We start from the raw sequence: 19019 nt of genomic DNA, 5'->3' as shown, positions 1-19019 counted from the left end.
CCGGCCCGGTGGCGCGATCAGCCGGCCTTGCGCGCGGCCGGCGCCGGTGCGGCCTGGGCCACGCGCACGGCGTCGCCGTTCGCGACGCCGTCCGGCGGACTGTCGATGATGCGGTCGTTGCGGGTCACCCCGTCGAGCTGCATGGCGCTGCCCAGGTCGCGCGCGATGGCGACCTTCTTGAGCAGCACGTGGCCGGAGCCGTCGACGGTGGCCACCTGCGGGCCGGCCTTGCCGAGGATGACGGCGCCCGGCGGCACGACCACGGCGCCGCTGTCGGTCGGCACATCGAAGCGCACGTTCGCATAGGCGCCCGGCAGCAGCTCGCCGCCCGTGTTGTCCACGGCCAGCTGCACCAGCATGGCGCCGGTGCCGGTATTGATCGCCTGCGACAGCGACTGCACGGTTGCCTTGAACTGCTGGCCGGCGCGTTCCGGCACGGTCAGCACGGCTTCGCTGCCCGGTTTGATGAGCGCCACCTGGCGCTGCGGCACCTGCACGTAGACGCGCAGCTTGCGCAGGTCGGACACGACGAACAGCTCGGCGCCGCTGGCGCTGCTGCCGGCCGTGACCAGGGCGCCCACGTCCGTGTTGCGCGCGGTGACGACGCCGTCGAACGGCGCCACCAGGCGCGTGTAGCGCTTGAGCACCTGCTGGCGGTCGACGCTGGCCTGGAGCGCGGCCACGGTCGATTTCTTGGCGATGTAGTCGCTCTGCTTCTCGTCCGCCTCCTGCTTGGAGACGGCATTCTGCGCCACCAGCAGCTGCCAGCGCTTGGCCGTGGATTCGGACAGCGCCAGGTCGCTGCGCGCGACGGCCAGCTGGGCCTGGGCCTGGCTCAGGTCCTGGTCCAGGTCCGGCGTTTCGATGGTGGCCAGCACCTGGCCGGCCTTGACGTGGGCGCCGATGTCTTCCTTCCAGGCGCCCAGGTAGCCGCTGACGCGCGCGTAGATCGGGGCGCGCGACCAGGCTTCGATGCGCGCCGGCAGGTCCAGCGGCGCGCTGGGCGCGTCCTTCATGGACACGAGGGCGACGGTCGGCACGGAACGGGCGCTGGCGCCCTCCTGCAGCTGCTCGGCCTGGGAATGGCGGGTCATGAGGCCGCCGGCGACGATGGCGCCGGCGCCGACGACGAAGATGCCGGCCACGAGCAGGCCGCGCGGCGACTTGGCGGAAGACGATGGATTAGTTTGCATGGACGGGAACTCCGGGTTGGGGCGACTGGCCGCCGGCGGCGCGCGGGGCGCGGCGGCCGTGGACCAGGCTGAAGACGACAGGGACGAACACCAGGGTGGCGAACGTCGAGAAAATGAGGCCGCCGATCACGGCGCGGCCCAGCGGGGCGTTCTGCTCGCCGCCCTCGCCCAGGCCCAGCGCCATCGGCAGCATGCCGATGATCATCGCCAGCGCCGTCATCAGGACGGGGCGGAAGCGCACGAAGCCCGCGTCCAGCGCCGCGGCGCTGGCATCCTTCAATTCCTCGAGGCGCTCGCGCGCGAAGGTGATCACCAGCACGCTGTTCGCGGTGGCCACGCCCATGCACATGATGGCGCCCGTGAGCGCGGGCACGGACAGCGTCGTGTGCGTCGCGAACAGCATCCACACGATGCCCGCCAGCGCGGCCGGCAGCGCCGACACGATGACGGCGGGGTCGACCCAGGACTGGAAGTTCACGACGATCAGCAGGTAGATCAGGACGACGGCGCCCAGCAGGCCGAACAGCAGGCCGGAGAACGCGCGCTCCATGGTGCGCACCTGGCCCAGCATCTCGACCTTCGAGCCCTTCGGCACGTCGGCCGCCGTGTCGGCGATCGCCTTGCGGATGTCGGCGGCCACACCGCCCAGGTCGCGGTCCTGCGTGGTGGCGTGGATCTGCACCATCGGCTGCACGTCGTACTGGCTGATCAGGGCGCTGGCGTTGCCGCGCTCGATCCTGGCGATGGCGCCCAGCGTGGCCGCGGTCGTGCCGCTGGCGCCGTTGCCGATCGGGAGGTCCTGCAGCGCCGCCAGCGAATCGAGCTGGTGCTGCGGGGTCTGCATGACGATCGGATAGCTGACGCCATTGTCCGGATTCAGCCAGAAGGTCGGCGCGACCTGGCTGCTGCCGGCCAGGTTGACGACCATGCTGTTGGCGACGTCGCGCGTGGTCAGGCCGAGCAACTGGGCCTGGGTGCGGTCGACGTCGACGTTGAACTGCGGCGCGCGGTTGTTCTGCTGGATGCGCACGTCGGCCACGCCCGGGATGGCGCGGATGCGCTTGTACAGCTTTTGCGCGTAGGCGAAATTGGCGTCGATGTCGCGGCCGCGGACCTGCACGTCGATCGGCGCCGGCGAGCCGAAGTTCAGGATCTGGCTGACGATGTCGGCCGGCGGGAACGAGAACGTCGTGTCCGGGAATTCGCGCGGCAGCACCTCGCGCAGGCGGCGCACGTAGTCCGCCGTCGGCGCATGCTCCTCGCCCAGCGCGATCTGGAAGTCGCCGTCGTGGGAACCGGAGACGCCCGTGTTGTTATAGGTGATGTTGATCGTCGATGCGGGCAGGCCGATGTTGTCCACCATCGTGGCGATCTGCTTGCCGGGGATCTCGCGCCGGATCACCTGCTCGATCTTCGCGAAGCGCGCCGCCGTTTCCTCGATGCGGGTGCCGGCCGGCACGCGGACGTGGATCAGCAGCTGGCCGGAATCGACGGCGGGGAAGAAGTTACTGCCCAGGAAAGGCACCAGCAGGAAGGACGCCAGCACGAACACGAGGAAGCCCCCGATGAACGGGCCGCGGCGCAGGATCGCCTTGTCCAGGATGCCGCGGTAGCCTTGGCGGATGCGCTCGAAGCGCGCCTCGAAGCCGCGCTGGAAGCGCTGCGCCGCGTTCAGCTTGGGCGCGTTGCCGTCCTCGTGCGCGACGTGCGGCTTGAGCAGCCAGTTGGCCATAGTCGGCACCAGGGTACGCGACAGGATGAACGAGCAGACCAGCGCGAAAATCACGGCCTTGGCCATCGGCACGAACAGGAAGCCGGCCACACCTTCGAGGAAGAACATCGGAATGAACACGATGCAGATGCACAGCAGCGAGACGAGGGCCGGCGTGACGATCTGCTGCGCGCCGTCCATGATGGCCGGCTCCACGGCCTTGCCGTGCTCCAGGTGCCAGTTGATGTTCTCGATGGTCACGGTGGCGTCGTCGACCAGGATGCCCACCGCCAGCGCCAGGCCACCCAGCGTCATCAGGTTCAGCGTCTCGCCGGTGGCGGCCAGCGCGATCAGCGCGCCCAGGATCGACAGCGGGATCGACACGGCGATGATGACCGTCGAGCGCCAGCTGCCGAGGAACAGCAGGATCATGATGCTGGTGAGCGCGGCCGCGATCACGCCCTCGGTCGCCACGCCCTTGACGGCGGCGCGCACGAACACGGACTGGTCGTTGATCGGCTTGACCTTCAGCCCGTCGGGCAGCACGCCCTGCATGCCGGCCAGGCGCGCGCGCACGCCGTCGACGATGGCCAGCGTGGATGCGGTGCCGTTCTTCAGCACCGACATCAGCACGGAACGGCCGCCGTCCACGTGCACGACGTTGGTCTGCGGCGCGTTGCCGTCGTGGACGTCGGCGACGTCGCGCATCAGGATCGTGGTGCCGTTGACGACCTTGATGGGAATGCGGCCCAGGTCCTCGACCGCCGACGGTGCGCTGTTGAGCTGGATCGTGTATTCGAGGTCGTGGATCTTCTGGGTGCCGACCGGCGTCAGGATGTTCTGGGTCGCCAGCGCGTTCGCCACGTCCTGCGCCGACAGTCCGCGCGCCTGCAGCGCGTCCGGACGGACGTCGATCTGCACCTGGCGCTGCTTGCCGCCGAAGGGCAGCGGGATCGCGGCGCCCGGCACCGACACGAGCGGGATGCGCAGCGTGTTCAGGCCGAAGTCGTACAGCTGCTGTTCCGACATGCCCACGCCGGACAGCGCCAGCTGCAGGATCGGCACCGTGGCGGCGTTGTAGTTGAGGATCAGCGGCGGCGTCGTCCCGGCCGGCATCTGCTTGAGCAGCGCTTGCGAGACGGCCGTCACCTGGGCGTTGGCGACGGCGATGTTCACGCCCGGCTGGAAGAAGATCTTGATGACCGAGACGCCCGGATAGGTATTCGCCTCGATGTGCTCGATGTCGTTGACGGTCGTCGTCAGCGCGCGCTGGAACAGCGTCGAGATGCGGCCCGCCATCTGGTCCGGCGGCAGGCCGGTGTATTGCCAGGCGACGGCGATCACGGGAATCTTGATGTCGGGGAAGATGTCGGTCGGCGTACGCATCGCGGCCAGGGGACCGATGATCAGCAGCGTGAGCGCCAGCACGACGAAGGTATAGGGGCGGCGCAGCGCGACGCGGACCAGGCCAAGCAGCATTGTTGAACTCCAAGAATGAACAGCAACGCACGCCGTGGCACATGCCGGCAGATGACTTCAATACGCAGCAACTTCCCGTAAAGACGGGCTTTTTGCCGCCAACGGCGTGCGAAGGCGCTAATATGCGCGAAATATTAACTGAAGGCTAGATTTTTTGCAGTGCACCACCGGGGAATTTTGTACAGGGCTGAAACATGTAAGAACAACCATGGAGAACCCGCGTTCCCGGCCACGAAAGTCGACACAAAATCGGCACCGGCGGGCATGACGTTGTCCGGCTTCATATCTTGTATACTGGATGCCTCATGCGCCTGACCTCTTTCACCGACTACACCTTGCGGACCCTGCTGCACCTCGGCAGCAACCGCGACCGCCTCGTAACGATCCAGGAGATCGCGGACCTGCATGGCATATCGAAGAACCACTTGACCAAGGTCGTGCACGAGCTGGGCCGCAATGGAGTCGTCGAGACCGTCCGCGGGCGCAATGGCGGCTTTCGCCTGAACCACGAGCCGCAGGACATCAATGTAGGCGCCGTCGTGCGCATGGCCGAAAGCGACTTCTACATGGCCGAGTGCTTCAATCCTGAGGGTACCCCTTGCGGCCTGACGAAGGCGTGCCGCCTGAAAGGCGTCCTCAAGGACGCCACATCGGCCTATCTCGCGGAGCTGGACCGCCACACGCTGGCCGACCTGCTGCCGGAGCCCGCGCCGAAGGAGCAGCCGGTGACGCTGCACCGCACGCTGGCGGCCTGACCGGTTTCAGGCAAGGCATCCGCGTCGTTGGGCACGTGGTGCCTGCGCCGGCCGCGCCCACTCTACGGTCGCGAAAAAAGTGTGTTTCGCTGTCACGACCGGCGTCCCGGGTACGTCTAACAGGCATGAGGGCTGCAATCCGCAGCCCTGTCGATGACCTGAAAGGACCGACCATGTCGCACACTGCCCGCCTCCCCTTGTTCACCCTCGCCCCCGCGCCCCTGAAAGCCATGATCGGCCTGTCGCACGCGGCCAAGCAAAGTTCGCTTGGGCCGCAGCTCGTCGAACTGGTCAACCTGCGGGTGTCGCAGGTGAACGGCTGCGGCGTCTGCGTCGACATGCACTGGCGCGACCTCGTCAAGCAGGGGCGCGACCCGCGCCACCTGAACAGCGTGGCCGGCTGGCGCGAGTCGCCGTTCTTCGACGCCCGCGAACGCGCGGCCCTGGCCTGGGCCGATGCCGTCAACGCCCTGCCCGCCCGCGACGACACGGACGCCGCCTGGCCCGCGCTGCGCGAGCAGTTCAGCGATACCGAGATCGCGGAACTGGGCTATGTCATTGCCGTGATCCGCGGCTGGAACGTGATCAACCTGTCGCTGCGTAACCAGATCCCGGTAACGCCGGCGCCGGGGATGTAAGGCGGCCATCGACAGGAGACACCCATGTCCCTCTCGATAGCCGTCCGCGTCGCCGTCGTCTACCTCGGCGGCCCTGGCCACACGGAGCGCCATGCCGTCGCGGTGGCGATGGGTGCCGAACGGGCCGGCGCCCAGGTGCTGCTGCTCGACATCGGGCGTCCCGGCGCGTGGTGGGCCGACCTCGAGCGCGCTGACGCGATCGTGTTCGGATGTCCTGCCGCCGCGGGCGCCGCAGCAGTCCGCATGCCGTCGTTCCAGCAATTCATGGACGACAGCGCCAAGCTGCCCTGCGCCGCGTTCAGATGGCGCGGCAAGGTGGCGGCCGGGGTCGCCGGCGCGGACGCCCGGCCGGCCACGCTGGCGCATCTGGCTGCCTTCGCCGCCCGCCACGGCATGCGTTGGGTAGAACATGACCACGTGCACACGCGCCCTGCCGTCTCCCGCGCGGCGGCGCCTACCGTGCCCGGTGCTGCGGCCCCGACGCCGGCCGAGCTGCGCGCCAGCGAGCGGCTGGGTGCACGCATCGTGGAGACGGCGCGCGCCGGCATGACACAGCGCGCGATAGCGGCATGAACGGCGCGGAGCGGCCACCCTAGAACAGCGCTCCCTGACGGCTGGTGAGGCGCCCGAAGCTGTCCCCCAGGAACGGCAAGATGCCATCCGCCACCGGTTCGAGCTGGCGCGTCAGGTAGTGCTCGTAGTCGATCGCCGCGGCGCGGCCCGCCTCGACGACTTCCATCGGCTCAGGTCCCGCCATCGTCATCACGTAGCGGATCCAGCCGCCGCCGCGGCGGTACTGCGGCGGGCGGCCCTGGCGCACGTGGAATTCGTCGGCGCTGCGCGCGGCGCGCACGTGGGGCGGCACGTTGCGCTGGTACTCCTCCAGCGGGCGGCGCAGGCGCTTGCGGTAGACGAGCAGCGCGTCGAAGTCGCCGCGCATGGTGGCGGCCACGTAGTCGCGCACATAGTCCTCGTACGGTTCGCCGCGGAACACGCGTCCGTACAGCGCCTGCTGGAATTCCTGGGCCAGCGGCGTCCAGTCGGTGCGCACGGATTCCAGCCCCTTGTAGACGATCTCCTCGCTGCCGTCGGCGTTGCGCACCAGCCCCGCGTAGCGCTTCTTGCTGCCTTCGTCCGAGCCGCGCACGGTGGGCATCAGGAAGCGCCGGAAATGCGTCTCGTATTCCAGCTCCAGCGCCGACGCCAGCTGCAATTCCTCGCGCAGGTGGGCGCGCCACCAGCCGTTGACGTGCTCCACGAGGCCGCGGCCGATGCGCGCCGCCTCCTCTTCCTCGTGCGCCCGGCCCAGCCAGACGAAGGTGGAATCGGTGTCGCCGTAGATCACCTGGTAGCCCTGCGCCTCGATCAGCTCGCGGGTGCGGTGCATGATCTCGTGGCCGCGCATCGTGATCGACGAAGCCAGGCGCGGGTCGAAGAAGCGGCATCCCGTGGTGCCCAGCACGCCGTACATGGCGTTCATGATGATCTTGAGCGCCTGCGACAGGGGCGCGTTGCGTTCGCGCTTGGCCGCCTCGCGCTCCTGCCACACGCGCGCGACGATGCCGGGCAGGCAGTGCTGCGTGCGCGAGAACCTGCCGCCGCGGAATCCCGGCACCGTCTCCGCCTCGTCCTCTTCCAGCCCGGCGACGAGGCCGACCGGATCGATGAGGAAGGTGCGGATGATGGACGGGTACAGGCTCTTGTAGTCCAGCACGAGCACGGAGTCGTACAGGCCGGAGCGCGAATCCATCACGAAGCCGCCCGGGCTGTCGGCGCCCGGCACGTCGCCGATGTTCGGCGCGACGCGTCCCAGGCGGTGCATCAGCGGCATGTAGGAATGCTCGAACGCGGCGACCGAGCCGCCGCTGCGGTCGGCGGCCAGGCCCGTGACGCTGGCGCGTTCCAGCAGGAAGGCCATCAGGCCCGCCTTGTCGAAGATGCGCGTGACCAGTTCGCAGTCGCGCAGGTTGTACAGCGCCAGCGCCGGCTTGTCCTGTTCGAACATGCGGTCGATGCTGGCCATGCGGTCGTAGGGATTGTCGATCGCCTTGCCTTCGCCCAGCAGGCTTTGCGACACGTGTTCCAGGCTGAACGAAGGGAAACTCCAGGTGGCCGAGCGCAGCGCCTCGATGCCGTCGATGACCAGCCGCCCCGCGATGCAGACGAAATAATGTTCCTGCCGGCCGTGCTCGCGCCACTCCATCGGGCTGCCGTCGCGGCCCAGGCGCAGCGGGTGCTGCAGCCGTTCGGCATGTTCCTGCAGCACCCGCAGGTCGAACTGCACGACGTTCCAGCCGATGATCGCGTCCGGGTCGTGGCGTTCGATCCAGCTTTCCAGGCGGTCGAGCAGCTCGCGCCGCGTGGCGCACAGCTCGTAGTCGAAATCGAGCGTCGACGGGTCGCCGTTGCCGGGGCCCAGCATGTAGACCTGGCGCTGGCCGCAGCCTTCCAGCGCGATCGAACGCAGCTCGCCCTGCATCGTCGTCTCGATGTCGAGGGACACGGTCGACAGGCGCGGCCGGTAGCCCGGCGCCGGCTTCAGGTGGGCATCGACCAGCACGCGCCCGTCCCCTTCCATGGGCGTGCCCGTGAATGCGGCGGGCGCCGTGATGAAGCGCTCCATCAGGTAGCGTTCGGGCGGACGCACGTCCGCCTCGTAGACGTCGATGCCGTGTTCGCGCAGGCGTTTTTCCAGGCGCAGCAGGTGGCGGTACTGGCGGCAGTACAGGCCCAGCACGGGGCGGTTGCGGAAGTCGCGCAGGCCCAGCTCGCGCAGCTCGACGCCGCGCTCGCGCGCCAGTAGGCGCCGCAGCATCTCGCCTTGCTCGGCCGGCACGAAGGCGACGGCCTGCTGCGGCGCCAGGCGCACCAGCCGCGGCCCCGCGTCGGTCGCGAGCCAGAACGCGACCTCGACACCGGCATCCGTATCGCGCCAGTGCCGCGTCAGCAGGAAGCCCTGCTGCGCCGTGTCCACGCTCGAGGAGTGTTCCACTACGTCACCCGGCGCTGGCCAGCCCGTCGCCGACGTAGCGCGCCAGCTCGGCCTCCGAGAAGCCGGCCAGGCGCCGCGCCTCGACGTTGAACGGGCCTTTCAGGACGGGCGCCTTGTAGCGTACCGTCAGGGCGTCGTATGTCGACACGGGCTCGAGGCCGCGCTGTTCGCACAGGAAGAAGTACCAGCGGTTGCCGATCTCGACGTGGCCCACCTCCTCGCGCAGCAGGATGTCCAGGATGCGGGCGGCCGCCTCGTCGCCCGCCTGCGCCAGCTTGGCGCGCAGCGGCGGGATCGCATCGAGGCCGCGCGCCTCCATCGTGCGCGGCACGAGCGCCATGCGTGCCAGCACGTCGCCACTGGTCTTGGCGACCATCTCCCACAGGCTGTCATGGCCGGCGAAATCGCCGTAGGACCAGCCCAGCGTGCGCAGGTGCGCGGCCAGCATCTCGAAGTGGCAGGCCTCTTCCCCGGCGACGCGCAGCCAGTCCGTGTAATACGCTTGCGGCATGCCGGGGAAGCGCCAGACGGCGTCCAGCGCCAGGTTGACGGCATTGAATTCGATGTGGGCGAGCGCGTGCACGAGCATCGCGCGGCCCTCCACCGTCGCCATCGACCGGCGCCCCACGAGGCGCGGCGGCACCAGCTCGGGGCGCGCGGGACGGCCGGGAATGCCACCCGGCGGCGCGAGGTCGGCGGCGGGATCGATGGCCAGGGTGCCGGCCCGCGCTGCCGCCACCAGCGCCGCCACGCCGGCGGCCTTGGCGGCGGGATCGGTTTCGACCAGGCACAGCAGGGCCTGGGTGCGCAGTTCGGGCGCGCGCGCCGGGGTGGTCATCGGTACATCCTGTACGGCTGAAACGGAAAGGCCGGTAGTGTACCACCCGTGCACAACGCCGTCGTCCCTGCGCAGGCAGGGACCCAAGTTCTGCAAGCGTCGCCGCCCTGCAGGCAGCATTGGGTCCCTGCCTGCGCAGGGACGACGCCAGCGGGGTCAGCTCAGCGCTGGATCGGCGCATCCTCGCTGCGCGGCGGCGTGGTCACCGGCGGCGGCTGCATCGGCTGCGTCTGCGGCACTTGGGGCTGGCCGCTGGCGCTGGTCGCCGCCTCGGCATCCGACTGCGAGGTGCCAGATGCGGTGATGCCGCTGCTGCTGCTACCCATGCTGCCGGTGCTGCCCGTTCCACCCGTCGCCGCGGCGCCGGCATCCATGCCGCCAGAGGCCGTCGCGCCGCCTTGCGAGCTGCCCACGGCGCTGCTGCCGTCCCCTTCCGTCGTCGTGACGACGCGTTCGCTCACGCCGCCGGCCGGCGTGTTCTGCGCCAGCTGCGTCATGTTCTTCATGTCGTTCTGGTAGGTCTTGCGGGCGTCGGCCAGGCAGCCGGCACGTTCCGACTTGGCGCCGCGGTTGCAGGCGGATTTCTGTTCGGCATACGCCGCGTTGATTTCCTTCTTGAGGGTCGTGCTGGTCTGCTGTTTCGTGTACCAGCGCGCCGGGTCGCCCGGCTTCTTGGCGGTCTGCGACTGCGCCAGCGCCGAACCGGCGGCGGCGACACACAGGGTGCAGGCAACGACGATGCTGCGCAGCAGTGGGGTCTTGGTCTTCATATGAGCCTCCTGACATGATGCATGGTGAGCCACACTGGGCCACGCCGTTCTGGCGCAAGCCCTCCGGCGCCTTCGGTCACCCAGCGAGACATTGTCAAGGTGACATCAGGCTTGGGGCCAGTATAGTCGTTTGCACAGCATCCTTCAGTTCCTTACCTTCAGGCATGTTTACATGCACAAATTCCTTGGGAACGAAAACGATTCCAAAAAAGTTGTCAAGAATGATAGGATGCGAAATGTTTGCGCAAACAGCAGACGGCAAGCGGCGCGGCACCGGCCGACCATATAACAAGCAGCGGACCCCACCGTCCGCGACACGAGACACTCCATGAACCTGTTTACCTCCCTGGACACCTTCGTCTTCCTCGTCTACTTCGTGGTCGTCGCCGGCTACGGACTGTGGGTCTACCGGCGCAAGAAAAGCGCCTCGACGACCGCCTCGCACGATTACTTCCTGGCGGAGGGGTCGCTGACCTGGTGGGCCATCGGCGCCTCGCTGATCGCTTCCAACATCTCGGCCGAGCAGTTCATCGGCATGAGCGGCTCCGGCTACCGCATCGGCATGGCGATCGCCGTGTACGAGCTGATGGCGGCCGCCACCCTCGTCATCGTGGCCGTGTTCTTCATGCCCGTGTACCTGAAGAACCGCATCTACACGATGCCGCAATTCCTCGAGCAGCGCTACGGCAAGGCGGTGGCCACGACGATGGCACTGTTCTGGCTGGGCCTGTACGTGATCGTCAACCTCACCTCGATCCTGTACCTGGGCGCGCTGGCGATCAGCAGCATCGTCGGCATCGGCGTCTTCCCCTGCATGCTGTTCCTGGCCATCTTCGCCACGATCATCACGCTGGGCGGCATGAAAGTGATCGGCTACACGGACGTGATCCAGGTGCTGTGCCTCGTGATCGGCGGCCTGGTGACGACGTGGATCGCGCTCGACCTGGTAGCGACGCTGGGCCAGGGCAACGGCGCCATCCGCGGCGCGACGGAACTGTTCCGCAGCACCCGCGACCACTTCAACATGGTCCTGGGCCGCAACGACCCCAACTACATGGACTTGCCGGGCCTGAGCACGCTGATCGGCGGCATGTGGATCGTCAACCTGAATTACTGGGGCTGCAACCAGTACATCACCCAGCGCGCCCTCGGCGCCGACCTGCAGACCGCGCGCAAGGGCCTGCTGTTCGCCGCCTTCCTGAAGCTGCTGATGCCGGTCATCGTCGTCCTGCCGGGCATCGCCGCCTTCGCACTGGACCGTGCCGGCGTGCTGGGCGACGCGATGCGCGTGGGCGGCGAGCTCAATCCCGACCGCGCCTACCCGACACTGCTGGCCATGCTGCCGGCAGGCCTGAAGGGCGTCGCCTTCGCCGCGCTGACGGCCGCCGTCGTCGCCTCGCTGGCCGGCAAGGCCAATTCGATCGCCACCATCTTCACCCTCGACATCTACAAGAAGAACTTCAACAAGGACGCCGCCGAAACGAAGATGGTCTGGATCGGCCGCGTCTCCGTCGTGGTGGCGATGGTGCTCGCCGTGCTGATCGCCCCCTTCCTCGGCATCGACAAGAAAGGCGGCTTCCAGTACATCCAGGAATACACGGGCTTCGTCTCGCCGGGCATCCTGGCCATGTTCCTGCTGGGCTTCTTCTGGAAGAAGACCACCGCGCCGGCCGCGATGTTCGCGACCATCGGCGGCCTGGTGTTCTCGATCATCCTGAAGTTCCTGCCCGACATGATGGACCTGTCCTTGCTGGCCCCGATCGGCTTCGCCGCCGACAACGGTCACGGCGTCTACGAGATCCCGTTCCTGGACCGCATGTTCATCGTATTCTGGGCCGTCGTCGCTGGCATGGTCGTCATCAGCAAGATGGGCGACGCCTCGAAGATCAAGGCGCTGGTCGTCGATCGCCAGCTGTTCCGCGTCGACGGGGCGTTTGCCTTCGGTTCGGCCGTCGTTTGCGTGCTGGTCGCGACAATTTATGGGGTGTGGTGGTAGGCGCCCGCCGAACCCCTCGCGTCGCCGGGATCGCCCCTGTCGTCTCAGGGACGATGTCCGTTGGACGTCCGCCCATGCGGGACAGCCAACGGTGTTGTCGTGAATTTGCGCATCGTTCTACCATGGCAGCCAAACCTGCCCAGCAAGGACAACACCATGCGTTCCTATCCCACTGATAGCCCACAAGCCATTTCCCGATTGCTGGCGTTGACCGTCATCAGCGACGGCGGGGGATCACCGTCCGAAATCGCCGCGACGTACCGATTGAGCATCCTCGGCCATGCCGGGATCGACGAACAGGTGTTCGATGGCGTCCTGCGCGAGCTGACCGCCGATCTTCCCGCGACGTCGGACGACCTGGTCAAGATCGATGCCGGCATGATCGATCAAGCCCTGGCGGAAATCGTCCGGCCGGAACTCCGGCTGCGCGTATGGAAAGCCATGTGGCAGCTGGCCTATGCGGACGACGAATTCGCCCACGCCGAAGTGGCATTGCTGCACAGGGCGACGGAGGCGTGGGGCATCGAGGCGGATGCCGACGGCAACGGGAAGATCGCCGGGAGCGGCATCGGCTGAGCGGCATTGGCTGAACTTCCTCGCCGGATTGCGCCGCCTGGTCTGGCCGGCGCGGTGTCAGCGTCCCTGCGGCGGCATCGTCTTGCGCCACCAGTCGTCGATCATCTGTTTTTCGTACGGCAGGCTCTCGGCATGCAGATAGGTGGAGACGCGTTCGCGGTAGCCGCCGTCGGACAGCTCCGCCTCGCCGCGCGCTACCTCCTTGCCATCGTCCGTCAGCAGGTAACGCAGGCGCATGCTCGGCCGGTCGCCGATACCGTCCATGATGCGCACGCTGTCGAAGGACGGCGTGCCGGGGCGCTCGCGCCCGGCCAGGTCGACGTCGAGGACGTCGACCACGAGGTCCATGCGCGGCCCCAGTCCCTCGCCCAGGCGGCGGAAGTGGGCCGCGAGGTCGTCCAGTGCCTGCTGGCGCAGCTCCGGTGCGCGCGGCAGATCCGTGTATCGATCGGATGCGACGAAGTTGACGGTGACGGCGGCGGACGCCAGGCAAGGCGCGAGCAGCAGGAATACTGGAAGCAGCGCGGGAACCAGCGCAGGAAGCAGCGCGCGCGTCACGGTGTCACGCCGCATGCCAGGCGGCCGCAAACGCCTGCGCCCGGCGTGCAAGCTCGTCCGGCGCCACGCCCGGCGTGAACAGCTGGCTGCCGATCCCGGCGCCCGTGGCCCCCGCCGCCTTCCAGGCCGCGATCTGCTCCGGCGTCACGCCGCCCACGGGCCACAGCGGCGTCCCCGCTGGCAGCACGGATTTCATCGCCTTCAGCCCGGCCGGCCCGATGGTCTCGGCCGGGAACAGTTTCAGGATGTGCGCGCCGGCGGCCAGCGCTGCGAACGCCTCGGTGGGCGTCGCCACGCCGGGCGCGCACAGCAGTCCTCGCTCGCGCGCGTGGGCGATCACGGCCGGGTCGTAGTTCGGCGCCACGAAGATGCGCCCGCCCGCGTCGGCCACGGCATCGACGTCGGCCAGCGTCAGCATCGTGCCGCCGCCGACCAGCGCGTCCGGCGGCGCCAGGTCGCGGATGATGCCCATCGCTTGCAGCGCGCCGGGACGGTTCAGCGGCACTTCGATCAGCCGGAAGCCGGCGTCGAACAGCGTGCGGCCGACGGTGGCGGCATCGGCGGGGTCGAGTCCGCGCAGGATGGCGACGAGGGGCAGGTCGATACGGTCGAGGTTCATGGGAATGGCATCCGGTCGAGGAAAAGCCCGAGCGCGGCGACGTACACGGCGTCCGGGTCGAGGGGCGCGAGGGCGATGCCCAGCTGTCCGCCGGCCCGCGCATAGTAGCCGTGCAGCCGGGGCGCGGCGATGGAGACGACCTCGCCGCGCGCATCGCTCGTGAGGTCCAGGGCTGCCAGCAGCTCCGCGCCGATGAGCAGGCCGCTGACGAAGGATCGGGTGTGCGCGGCCGGCATCGCGCCCGTGACGACGCGGGCGCGCACGCCGAACAGCGCATTCGTCAGCAACGCGCGGTGGCCGGCCTCGGCGACGCCGGCGTCGAACGCGGCGTCGATATCGGGGCCGTCCATCAGCGGCGCCAGCGTGCCCTGCTTGCCCAGCGTGGCGAAGAATTCTCCCGTCATGAAGGTCGACACGTGGCGGATCACGCCTTCCTCGAGCCGCACCCACTTGCTGTGCGTGCCCGGCAGGACGAACCAGCCGTCGCGCCGCCCCATGGCGACGGCGCCGAGCAGCTGCATCTCCTCGCCGCGGATGACGTCGACCCGGCCTTCGCCATCCTGTTCCCGGTAGCCCGGCACCAGCAGGCAGGACCGCCCGGACGCCGCGTCCTGAACGGGCACGAGGTGCTGCGGCAGGTCTTCCAGCGGCACGGACGCGTCGAGGTAGGGCGTCTCCTTCCACCCTTGCGCGCTGCCGATCATGCCGGACGCGACGACGGGCACGTCCGCGCCGGTCCCCATGTCGGCGAGCAGCGCCGCCAGCGACGGGCCGAAGTCCGGCCGCGCGGCCAGCATGCCCTGGTCGTCGCTGCGGCGGTCGAGGCAGGCGCCGCCCGGTCCCACGAGGTAGGCGCGGCGGTTGCTGGTGCCCCAGTCGATCCCGAGCAGGCGCATGGACGTCACCATTCGGCGATGCTGCCGTCGGGATGGCGCCAGACCGGATTGCGCCAGTCGATCGCGCGTTCGGTCGCGGCCATCACGGCCGCCTCGTCGATCTCGACGCCCAGGCCGGGCTTGGGCAGCGGCTTGATGTAGCCGTCCACGATCGCGAAATCCTCCTTGTTGAGGACATAGTCGAGCACTTCGCCGCCCTTGTTGTAGTGGATGCCCATGCTCTGCTCCTGCAGCACGGCGTTGTGCGACACGAAGTCCACCTGCAGGCAGGCGGCCAGCGCCACTGGGCCCAGAGGGCAATGGGGCGCCAGCGCGACGCCGTAGGCCTCGGCCATGGCGCCGATGCGCACGCATTCCGTGATGCCGCCCGCATGCGAGAGGTCGGGCTGCGCGATCGCCAGGCCGCCCTGTTCGAACACGCGGCGGAAGTCGAAGCGCGAGAACAGGCGCTCGCCGGCCGCGATGGGGATCGAGGTGGCGTCGGCGAGCCGGCGGAAGCCGTCCCCGTGTTCCGGCAGCACGGGTTCCTCGACGAACAGGGGGCGCAGCGGCTCCAGTTCGCGCAGCAGCACCTTGGCCATCGGGAATGACACGCGGCCATGGAAGTCCAGGCCGAACTCGATGGCGTCGCCGAAGGTCTCGCGGATGTTCGCCACCCGCTTGACCGTTTCGCCGATCTTGCGCGCGCTGTCGATCAGCCCGAGGTCGTCGGTGCCGTTCATCTTGAAGGTGTCGAAGCCGACGGCCTGGCGCGCCGAGATGCCGTCGATGACGTCGTGCGGCCGGTCGCCGCCCACCCAGCTGTAGGTCTTCATGCGCTCGCGTACCAGACCGCCCAGCAATTCGTAGACGGGCACGCCGAGCCGCTTGCCCTTGATGTCCCACAGCGCCTGGTCGATGCCGGCGATGGCGCTCATCAGGACGGGGCCGCCGCGGTAGAAGCCGCCGCGGTACATGGTCTGCCACAAGTCGTTGATGTGGGACGGGTCGCGCCCGACGAGGTAGTCGGCCAGTTCGTGCACGGCCGCCTCGACGGTCCGTGCGCGGCCTTCGACGATGGGCTCGCCCCAGCCGTGGATGCCTTCGTCGGTCTCGATCTTCAGGAACATCCAGCGTGGCGGCACGCGGTACGTGGACAAGCGGGTGATCTTCATCCACCTAGTGTAGACCCGGGCGCCATCTCGGCGGCGTACGTTATCTTCCGGAAAAAAGCGGGAACCTGGCGCGGGTCAGCAGAAGCCGTGGCGCTTCAGGGCAGCCCCGAGCTCTTCCTTGAAACTGCCGTAGTCCACGGCCTTCTGTATGTATTCGATGGCGCCCAGCGCGTCGGCGCGGCGGCGGTCCGCTTCGAGGCCGGAACCCGAGACGACGATGACGGGCAGCTGCTCGCCGTCCGGTTGCGCGCGCAGCTTTTCCAGCAGCTCGAAGCCGTCCACGCGCGGCATCTTGATGTCGAGCAGCAGCAGGTCGAAACGGTCTTCCTGGGCCAGCCGGTACGCTTCCTCGCCGTCGCCGGCGATCACGAGCCGGTGCGGGAAGCCGCAGCGTTCCAGCGCCAGCCGGGTCAGCATCACGTCGATGCCCAGGTCATCGACCACCAATATCTTTTTCATTGCCGCGTGTCGTGTGCGACGACGACCTGTCCGGCGCAGTGGTAGTTGGAGGAATCCGGACACTGTACCACGGCCCGGCCGATGTGACGACCCGGTTCGCATGACGGACGTGCGCGCGTCCGGCGTGCTATCGTCGGGCGTCGCCCCCTTCCATTCGAACATGTACCATCCCTGCCCCGACGAACACGGCCTGCCCGTGCGCATCGCCAACCCCAGCCTGCCCGGCGACCCCACGGCCTGGGCGGACCCGGCCCGCATGGCCACCGTCGTGCCCGGCGGCGCCATGCCCGCCGCGCTGAACGGCACGCCCATCGCCCCGGCCCTGCTGCCGATCGTCGAGGCGCGCATCGACGAACCGCCTTATGTGCTGCCGGCCGGCATGCGCGCGGCGGCCGGCGCCGTCATCGTCGAGGACGATGGAAGGGTGTGGCTGGTGGCGCCGACCAATGGCTTCGGCGGCTATGTAGCCACCTTCCCCAAAGGACGCGTCGACGGCGCCATGGACCTGCAGGCCACCGCCGTGCGCGAAGCGTTCGAGGAGTCGGGCCTGGCCATCGAACTGGTCGCCTTCCTGGCCGACGCGCCGCGCACGCAGACCTATACGCGCTACTACGTGGCGCGTCGCGTGGGCGGCAATCCGGCGCTGATGGGATGGGAGACGCAGGCCGTGCACCTGGTGCCGGCCGCGCTGCTGCCGGAGGTGGCAATCCACGCGAACGACGTGGCCGTGATCGCCGCGCTGCGACGCCGCTGACCGGATCGGAAAGCAGGCGTCGCAGCTTGCCTTACACGCCGACGATCGAGACGGCCTTCGTGTTCAGGTAGGCCTCCAGCGCTTCCGGCCCGCCTTCCGACCCGTAGCCCGAATCCTTGACGCCGCCGAACGGCAGCTCGGCGCTCGGCGTGGCCGGCTGGTTCATCCACAGCATGCCCACTTCGAGGCGGTTCATCAGCTGCTGGGCGTTCTTGATGGAGCGGGTGAACGCATAGCCGGCCAGGCCGTACGGCAGGCGGTTCGCCTCCGTGATCGCCTCCTCCAGCGTATCGAAGCCGCGCACGGCGGCGACGGGGCCGAACGGCTCGTCGTTGAACACGCTCGCTTCCAGCGGCACGTCGGACAGGATCGTCGGCGCGAAGAAGTTGCCCTCGCTGCCCACGCGCTTGCCGCCGGTGACGACTTGCGCGCCCTTGGCCTGGGCGTCCTCGACGACCTTGGCCATCGCGGCCAGGCGGCGGTCGTTGGCCAGCGGGCCCAGCGTGGTGCCTTCGGCCAGGCCGTCACCCAGCTTCAGGCCTTCGGCGTGGGCGGCCATCGCGCGCACGAACTCGGCCTTGATGCTGTTGTGGACGAGGAAGCGGGTCGGCGAGATGCACACCTGGCCCGCATTGCGGAACTTGGCGGCGCCGGCGGCCTTGACGGCCAGCGCCACGTCGGCGTCTTCCGCCACGATGACGGGGGCGTGGCCGCCCAGTTCCATCGTCGCGCGTTTCATGTGGGCGCCGGCCAGCGCGGCCAGCTGCTTGCCCACCGGGGTCGAGCCCGTGAAGGTCACCTTGCGGATGACGGGGTGCGGGATCAGATAGCCGGAAATCTCGGCCGGGTCGCCGAACACGAGGCCCACGGTACCGGCCGGCACGCCGGCGTCGACGAAGCACTGGAACAGCGCGGCCGGCGATGCCGGGGTCTCCTCCGGCGCCTTGCACAGGAAGGAGCAGCCGGTGGCCAGCGCGGCGGCCAGCTTGCGCACGACCTGGTTGATCGGGAAGTTCCACGGGGTGAAGGCGGCGACGGGGCCGACGGGCTCCTTCAGCACGAGCTGCTGGGCTGCCGGGTTGCGCGACGGGACGATGCGGCCGTACACGCGCATGCCTTCTGCGGCGAACCAGTCGATGATCTCGGCACCGGCCATGGTCTCGACCCGCGCCTCGGCCAGCGGCTTGCCCTGCTCCTGCGTCATCAGGCGGGCGATGTCGTCGGCGCGCTCGCGCAGCAGGTTGGCGGCGCGGCGCATGGTGGCGGCGCGTTCCGCTGCCGAGATGGCGCGCCAGGCCTCGAAGCCTTTCTGGGCCGCGGCCAGTGCACGGTCGAGGTCGGCGATGGTTGCATGCGCCACCGTGCCGATGGTCTTGCCGCTGGCCGGGTTCACGACGGGAATCGTCTTGCCGCCGGTGGCGTCGACCCATTCGTTGGCGATCAGCAGGCGGATGTCGGGGTAGTTCGTAGTCGTCATGGCGTGTGTCCGTTGTACGTTGTTGTGGAAAGCGATGCGCACCCGGAGCGTCGGTAGTGGCCGGGCGCCGCATCCGCTACTGTGCCAGAAATTCAGGGATCCCGTGCGGACCGGCCGGATTTTCGCCGCCGCGCAGGCGCGTATGGACGCGCAG

Annotated in this window: 17 protein-coding genes; 6 read left to right on the top strand and 11 right to left on the bottom strand. The window is 68.8% G+C overall.

Annotated features, from left to right (window positions below; genetic code table 11):
• Positions 1–17: 17 nt before the first annotated feature.
• Both ACI1V7_RS06440 and ACI1V7_RS06435 read right to left on the bottom strand, forming a co-directional pair.
• On the bottom strand, positions 18–1193 hold the full coding sequence (locus ACI1V7_RS06440) for an efflux RND transporter periplasmic adaptor subunit (protein WP_404530916.1): 1176 nt from the start codon (positions 1191–1193) through the stop codon (positions 18–20).
• Complete coding sequence (locus ACI1V7_RS06435) at positions 1183–4380, bottom strand: efflux RND transporter permease subunit (protein WP_404531551.1); 3198 nt, start codon at positions 4378–4380, stop codon at positions 1183–1185. The genes ACI1V7_RS06440 and ACI1V7_RS06435 overlap by 11 nt, the downstream gene beginning before the upstream one ends.
• 308 nt (positions 4381–4688) lie before the next feature.
• Here ACI1V7_RS06435 and ACI1V7_RS06430 point away from each other — a divergent pair, with 308 nt between their 5' ends.
• From ACI1V7_RS06430 to ACI1V7_RS06420, 3 genes are all read left to right on the top strand, one after another.
• Entirely contained in the window at positions 4689–5138 is a 450-nt protein-coding gene (locus tag ACI1V7_RS06430; RefSeq protein ID WP_404530915.1) for an RrF2 family transcriptional regulator, read from the top strand.
• A 173-nt stretch (positions 5139–5311) separates the two neighbouring features.
• Positions 5312–5776, top strand: a complete 465-nt coding sequence (locus tag ACI1V7_RS06425) for a carboxymuconolactone decarboxylase family protein (protein WP_404530914.1) — start codon at positions 5312–5314, stop codon at positions 5774–5776.
• Positions 5777–5800: 24 nt separating this feature from the next.
• Positions 5801–6349: a flavodoxin family protein gene (locus tag ACI1V7_RS06420; protein ID WP_404530913.1), complete on the top strand. Its 549-nt coding sequence runs from the start codon at positions 5801–5803 to the stop codon at positions 6347–6349.
• 19 nt (positions 6350–6368) lie between these two features.
• On the opposite strand, the gene ACI1V7_RS06415 is transcribed toward ACI1V7_RS06420, so the two are convergent.
• The 3 genes from ACI1V7_RS06415 to ACI1V7_RS06405 form a co-directional block, all read right to left on the bottom strand.
• The gene (locus ACI1V7_RS06415; RefSeq protein WP_404531550.1) at positions 6369–8750 is read right to left on the bottom strand and encodes a DNA polymerase II; all 2382 of its coding nucleotides are present in this window, start codon (positions 8748–8750) and stop codon (positions 6369–6371) included.
• Positions 8751–8772: 22 nt separating this feature from the next.
• A complete protein-coding gene (locus ACI1V7_RS06410; protein ID WP_404530912.1) occupies positions 8773–9606 on the bottom strand; it encodes a ferritin-like domain-containing protein in 834 nt (277 codons plus the stop codon).
• Positions 9607–9767: 161 nt separating this feature from the next.
• Complete coding sequence (locus ACI1V7_RS06405) at positions 9768–10376, bottom strand: hypothetical protein (protein ID WP_404530911.1); 609 nt, start codon at positions 10374–10376, stop codon at positions 9768–9770.
• Between the two features lie 328 nt (positions 10377–10704).
• Here ACI1V7_RS06405 and ACI1V7_RS06400 point away from each other — a divergent pair, with 328 nt between their 5' ends.
• Together ACI1V7_RS06400 and ACI1V7_RS06395 are read left to right on the top strand one after the other, a co-directional pair.
• Positions 10705–12372 carry a sodium:solute symporter family transporter gene (locus ACI1V7_RS06400; RefSeq protein ID WP_404530910.1) on the top strand — a complete coding sequence of 556 codons (1668 nt, stop codon included), beginning with the start codon at positions 10705–10707 and terminating at the stop codon, positions 12370–12372.
• Between the two features lie 156 nt (positions 12373–12528).
• Positions 12529–12948, top strand: a complete 420-nt coding sequence (locus tag ACI1V7_RS06395; protein WP_404530909.1) for a TerB family tellurite resistance protein — start codon at positions 12529–12531, stop codon at positions 12946–12948.
• 57 nt (positions 12949–13005) lie between these two features.
• Here ACI1V7_RS06395 and ACI1V7_RS06390 read toward each other — a convergent pair whose 3' ends face one another.
• The 5 genes from ACI1V7_RS06390 to ACI1V7_RS06370 all read right to left on the bottom strand — a co-directional run bounded on the left by ACI1V7_RS06390 (position 13006) and on the right by ACI1V7_RS06370 (position 16634).
• Entirely contained in the window at positions 13006–13521 is a 516-nt protein-coding gene (locus tag ACI1V7_RS06390; protein ID WP_404530908.1) for a DUF3016 domain-containing protein, read from the bottom strand.
• A complete protein-coding gene (locus tag ACI1V7_RS06385; RefSeq protein WP_404530907.1) occupies positions 13511–14125 on the bottom strand; it encodes a 2-dehydro-3-deoxy-6-phosphogalactonate aldolase in 615 nt (204 codons plus the stop codon). The genes ACI1V7_RS06390 and ACI1V7_RS06385 overlap by 11 nt, the downstream gene beginning before the upstream one ends.
• Entirely contained in the window at positions 14122–15033 is a 912-nt protein-coding gene (locus ACI1V7_RS06380) for a 2-dehydro-3-deoxygalactonokinase (RefSeq protein WP_404530906.1), read from the bottom strand. The genes ACI1V7_RS06385 and ACI1V7_RS06380 overlap by 4 nt, the downstream gene beginning before the upstream one ends.
• Entirely contained in the window at positions 15027–16175 is a 1149-nt protein-coding gene (dgoD, locus tag ACI1V7_RS06375) for a galactonate dehydratase (RefSeq protein WP_404530905.1), read from the bottom strand. Before dgoD ends, ACI1V7_RS06380 begins: the two co-directional genes overlap by 7 nt.
• A 75-nt stretch (positions 16176–16250) precedes the next feature.
• Positions 16251–16634 (bottom strand): response regulator, encoded by a 384-nt coding sequence (locus ACI1V7_RS06370; protein ID WP_404530904.1) that lies wholly within the window; start codon positions 16632–16634, stop codon positions 16251–16253.
• A gap of 100 nt (positions 16635–16734) precedes the next feature.
• On the opposite strand from ACI1V7_RS06370, the gene ACI1V7_RS06365 reads away from it, so the two are divergent.
• On the top strand, positions 16735–17388 hold the full coding sequence (locus ACI1V7_RS06365; protein WP_404530903.1) for an NUDIX hydrolase: 654 nt from the start codon (positions 16735–16737) through the stop codon (positions 17386–17388).
• A gap of 31 nt (positions 17389–17419) precedes the next feature.
• Here the strand turns inward: ACI1V7_RS06365 and ACI1V7_RS06360 are convergent, their stop codons facing one another.
• A complete protein-coding gene (locus tag ACI1V7_RS06360) occupies positions 17420–18865 on the bottom strand; it encodes an NAD-dependent succinate-semialdehyde dehydrogenase (RefSeq protein ID WP_404530902.1) in 1446 nt (481 codons plus the stop codon).
• Between the last annotated feature and the right edge of the window lie 154 nt (positions 18866–19019).

It is taken from the genome of Massilia paldalensis (genome assembly GCF_044901715.1).
GTDB classification, from domain to species: Bacteria; Pseudomonadota; Gammaproteobacteria; order Burkholderiales; family Burkholderiaceae_D; genus Telluria; species Telluria paldalensis.
This window is presented reverse-complemented; position numbering and strand designations above follow the sequence as displayed.

Coding starts and splice junctions, on each gene's coding strand:
- ACI1V7_RS06440 (WP_404530916.1), bottom strand. CDS start 1,193: ATGCAAACTAATCCATCGTCTTCCGCCAAGTCGCCGCGCGGCCTGCTC.
- ACI1V7_RS06430 (WP_404530915.1), top strand. CDS start 4,689: ATGCGCCTGACCTCTTTCACCGACTACACCTTGCGGACCCTGCTGCAC.
- ACI1V7_RS06425 (WP_404530914.1), top strand. CDS start 5,312: ATGTCGCACACTGCCCGCCTCCCCTTGTTCACCCTCGCCCCCGCGCCC.
- ACI1V7_RS06420 (WP_404530913.1), top strand. CDS start 5,801: ATGTCCCTCTCGATAGCCGTCCGCGTCGCCGTCGTCTACCTCGGCGGC.
- ACI1V7_RS06410 (WP_404530912.1), bottom strand. CDS start 9,606: ATGACCACCCCGGCGCGCGCGCCCGAACTGCGCACCCAGGCCCTGCTG.
- ACI1V7_RS06405 (WP_404530911.1), bottom strand. CDS start 10,376: ATGAAGACCAAGACCCCACTGCTGCGCAGCATCGTCGTTGCCTGCACC.
- ACI1V7_RS06400 (WP_404530910.1), top strand. CDS start 10,705: ATGAACCTGTTTACCTCCCTGGACACCTTCGTCTTCCTCGTCTACTTC.
- ACI1V7_RS06395 (WP_404530909.1), top strand. CDS start 12,529: ATGCGTTCCTATCCCACTGATAGCCCACAAGCCATTTCCCGATTGCTG.
- ACI1V7_RS06390 (WP_404530908.1), bottom strand. CDS start 13,521: ATGCGGCGTGACACCGTGACGCGCGCGCTGCTTCCTGCGCTGGTTCCC.
- ACI1V7_RS06385 (WP_404530907.1), bottom strand. CDS start 14,125: ATGAACCTCGACCGTATCGACCTGCCCCTCGTCGCCATCCTGCGCGGA.
- ACI1V7_RS06380 (WP_404530906.1), bottom strand. CDS start 15,033: ATGGTGACGTCCATGCGCCTGCTCGGGATCGACTGGGGCACCAGCAAC.
- dgoD (WP_404530905.1), bottom strand. CDS start 16,175: ATGAAGATCACCCGCTTGTCCACGTACCGCGTGCCGCCACGCTGGATG.
- ACI1V7_RS06370 (WP_404530904.1), bottom strand. CDS start 16,634: ATGAAAAAGATATTGGTGGTCGATGACCTGGGCATCGACGTGATGCTG.
- ACI1V7_RS06365 (WP_404530903.1), top strand. CDS start 16,735: ATGACGGACGTGCGCGCGTCCGGCGTGCTATCGTCGGGCGTCGCCCCC.
- ACI1V7_RS06360 (WP_404530902.1), bottom strand. CDS start 18,865: ATGACGACTACGAACTACCCCGACATCCGCCTGCTGATCGCCAACGAA.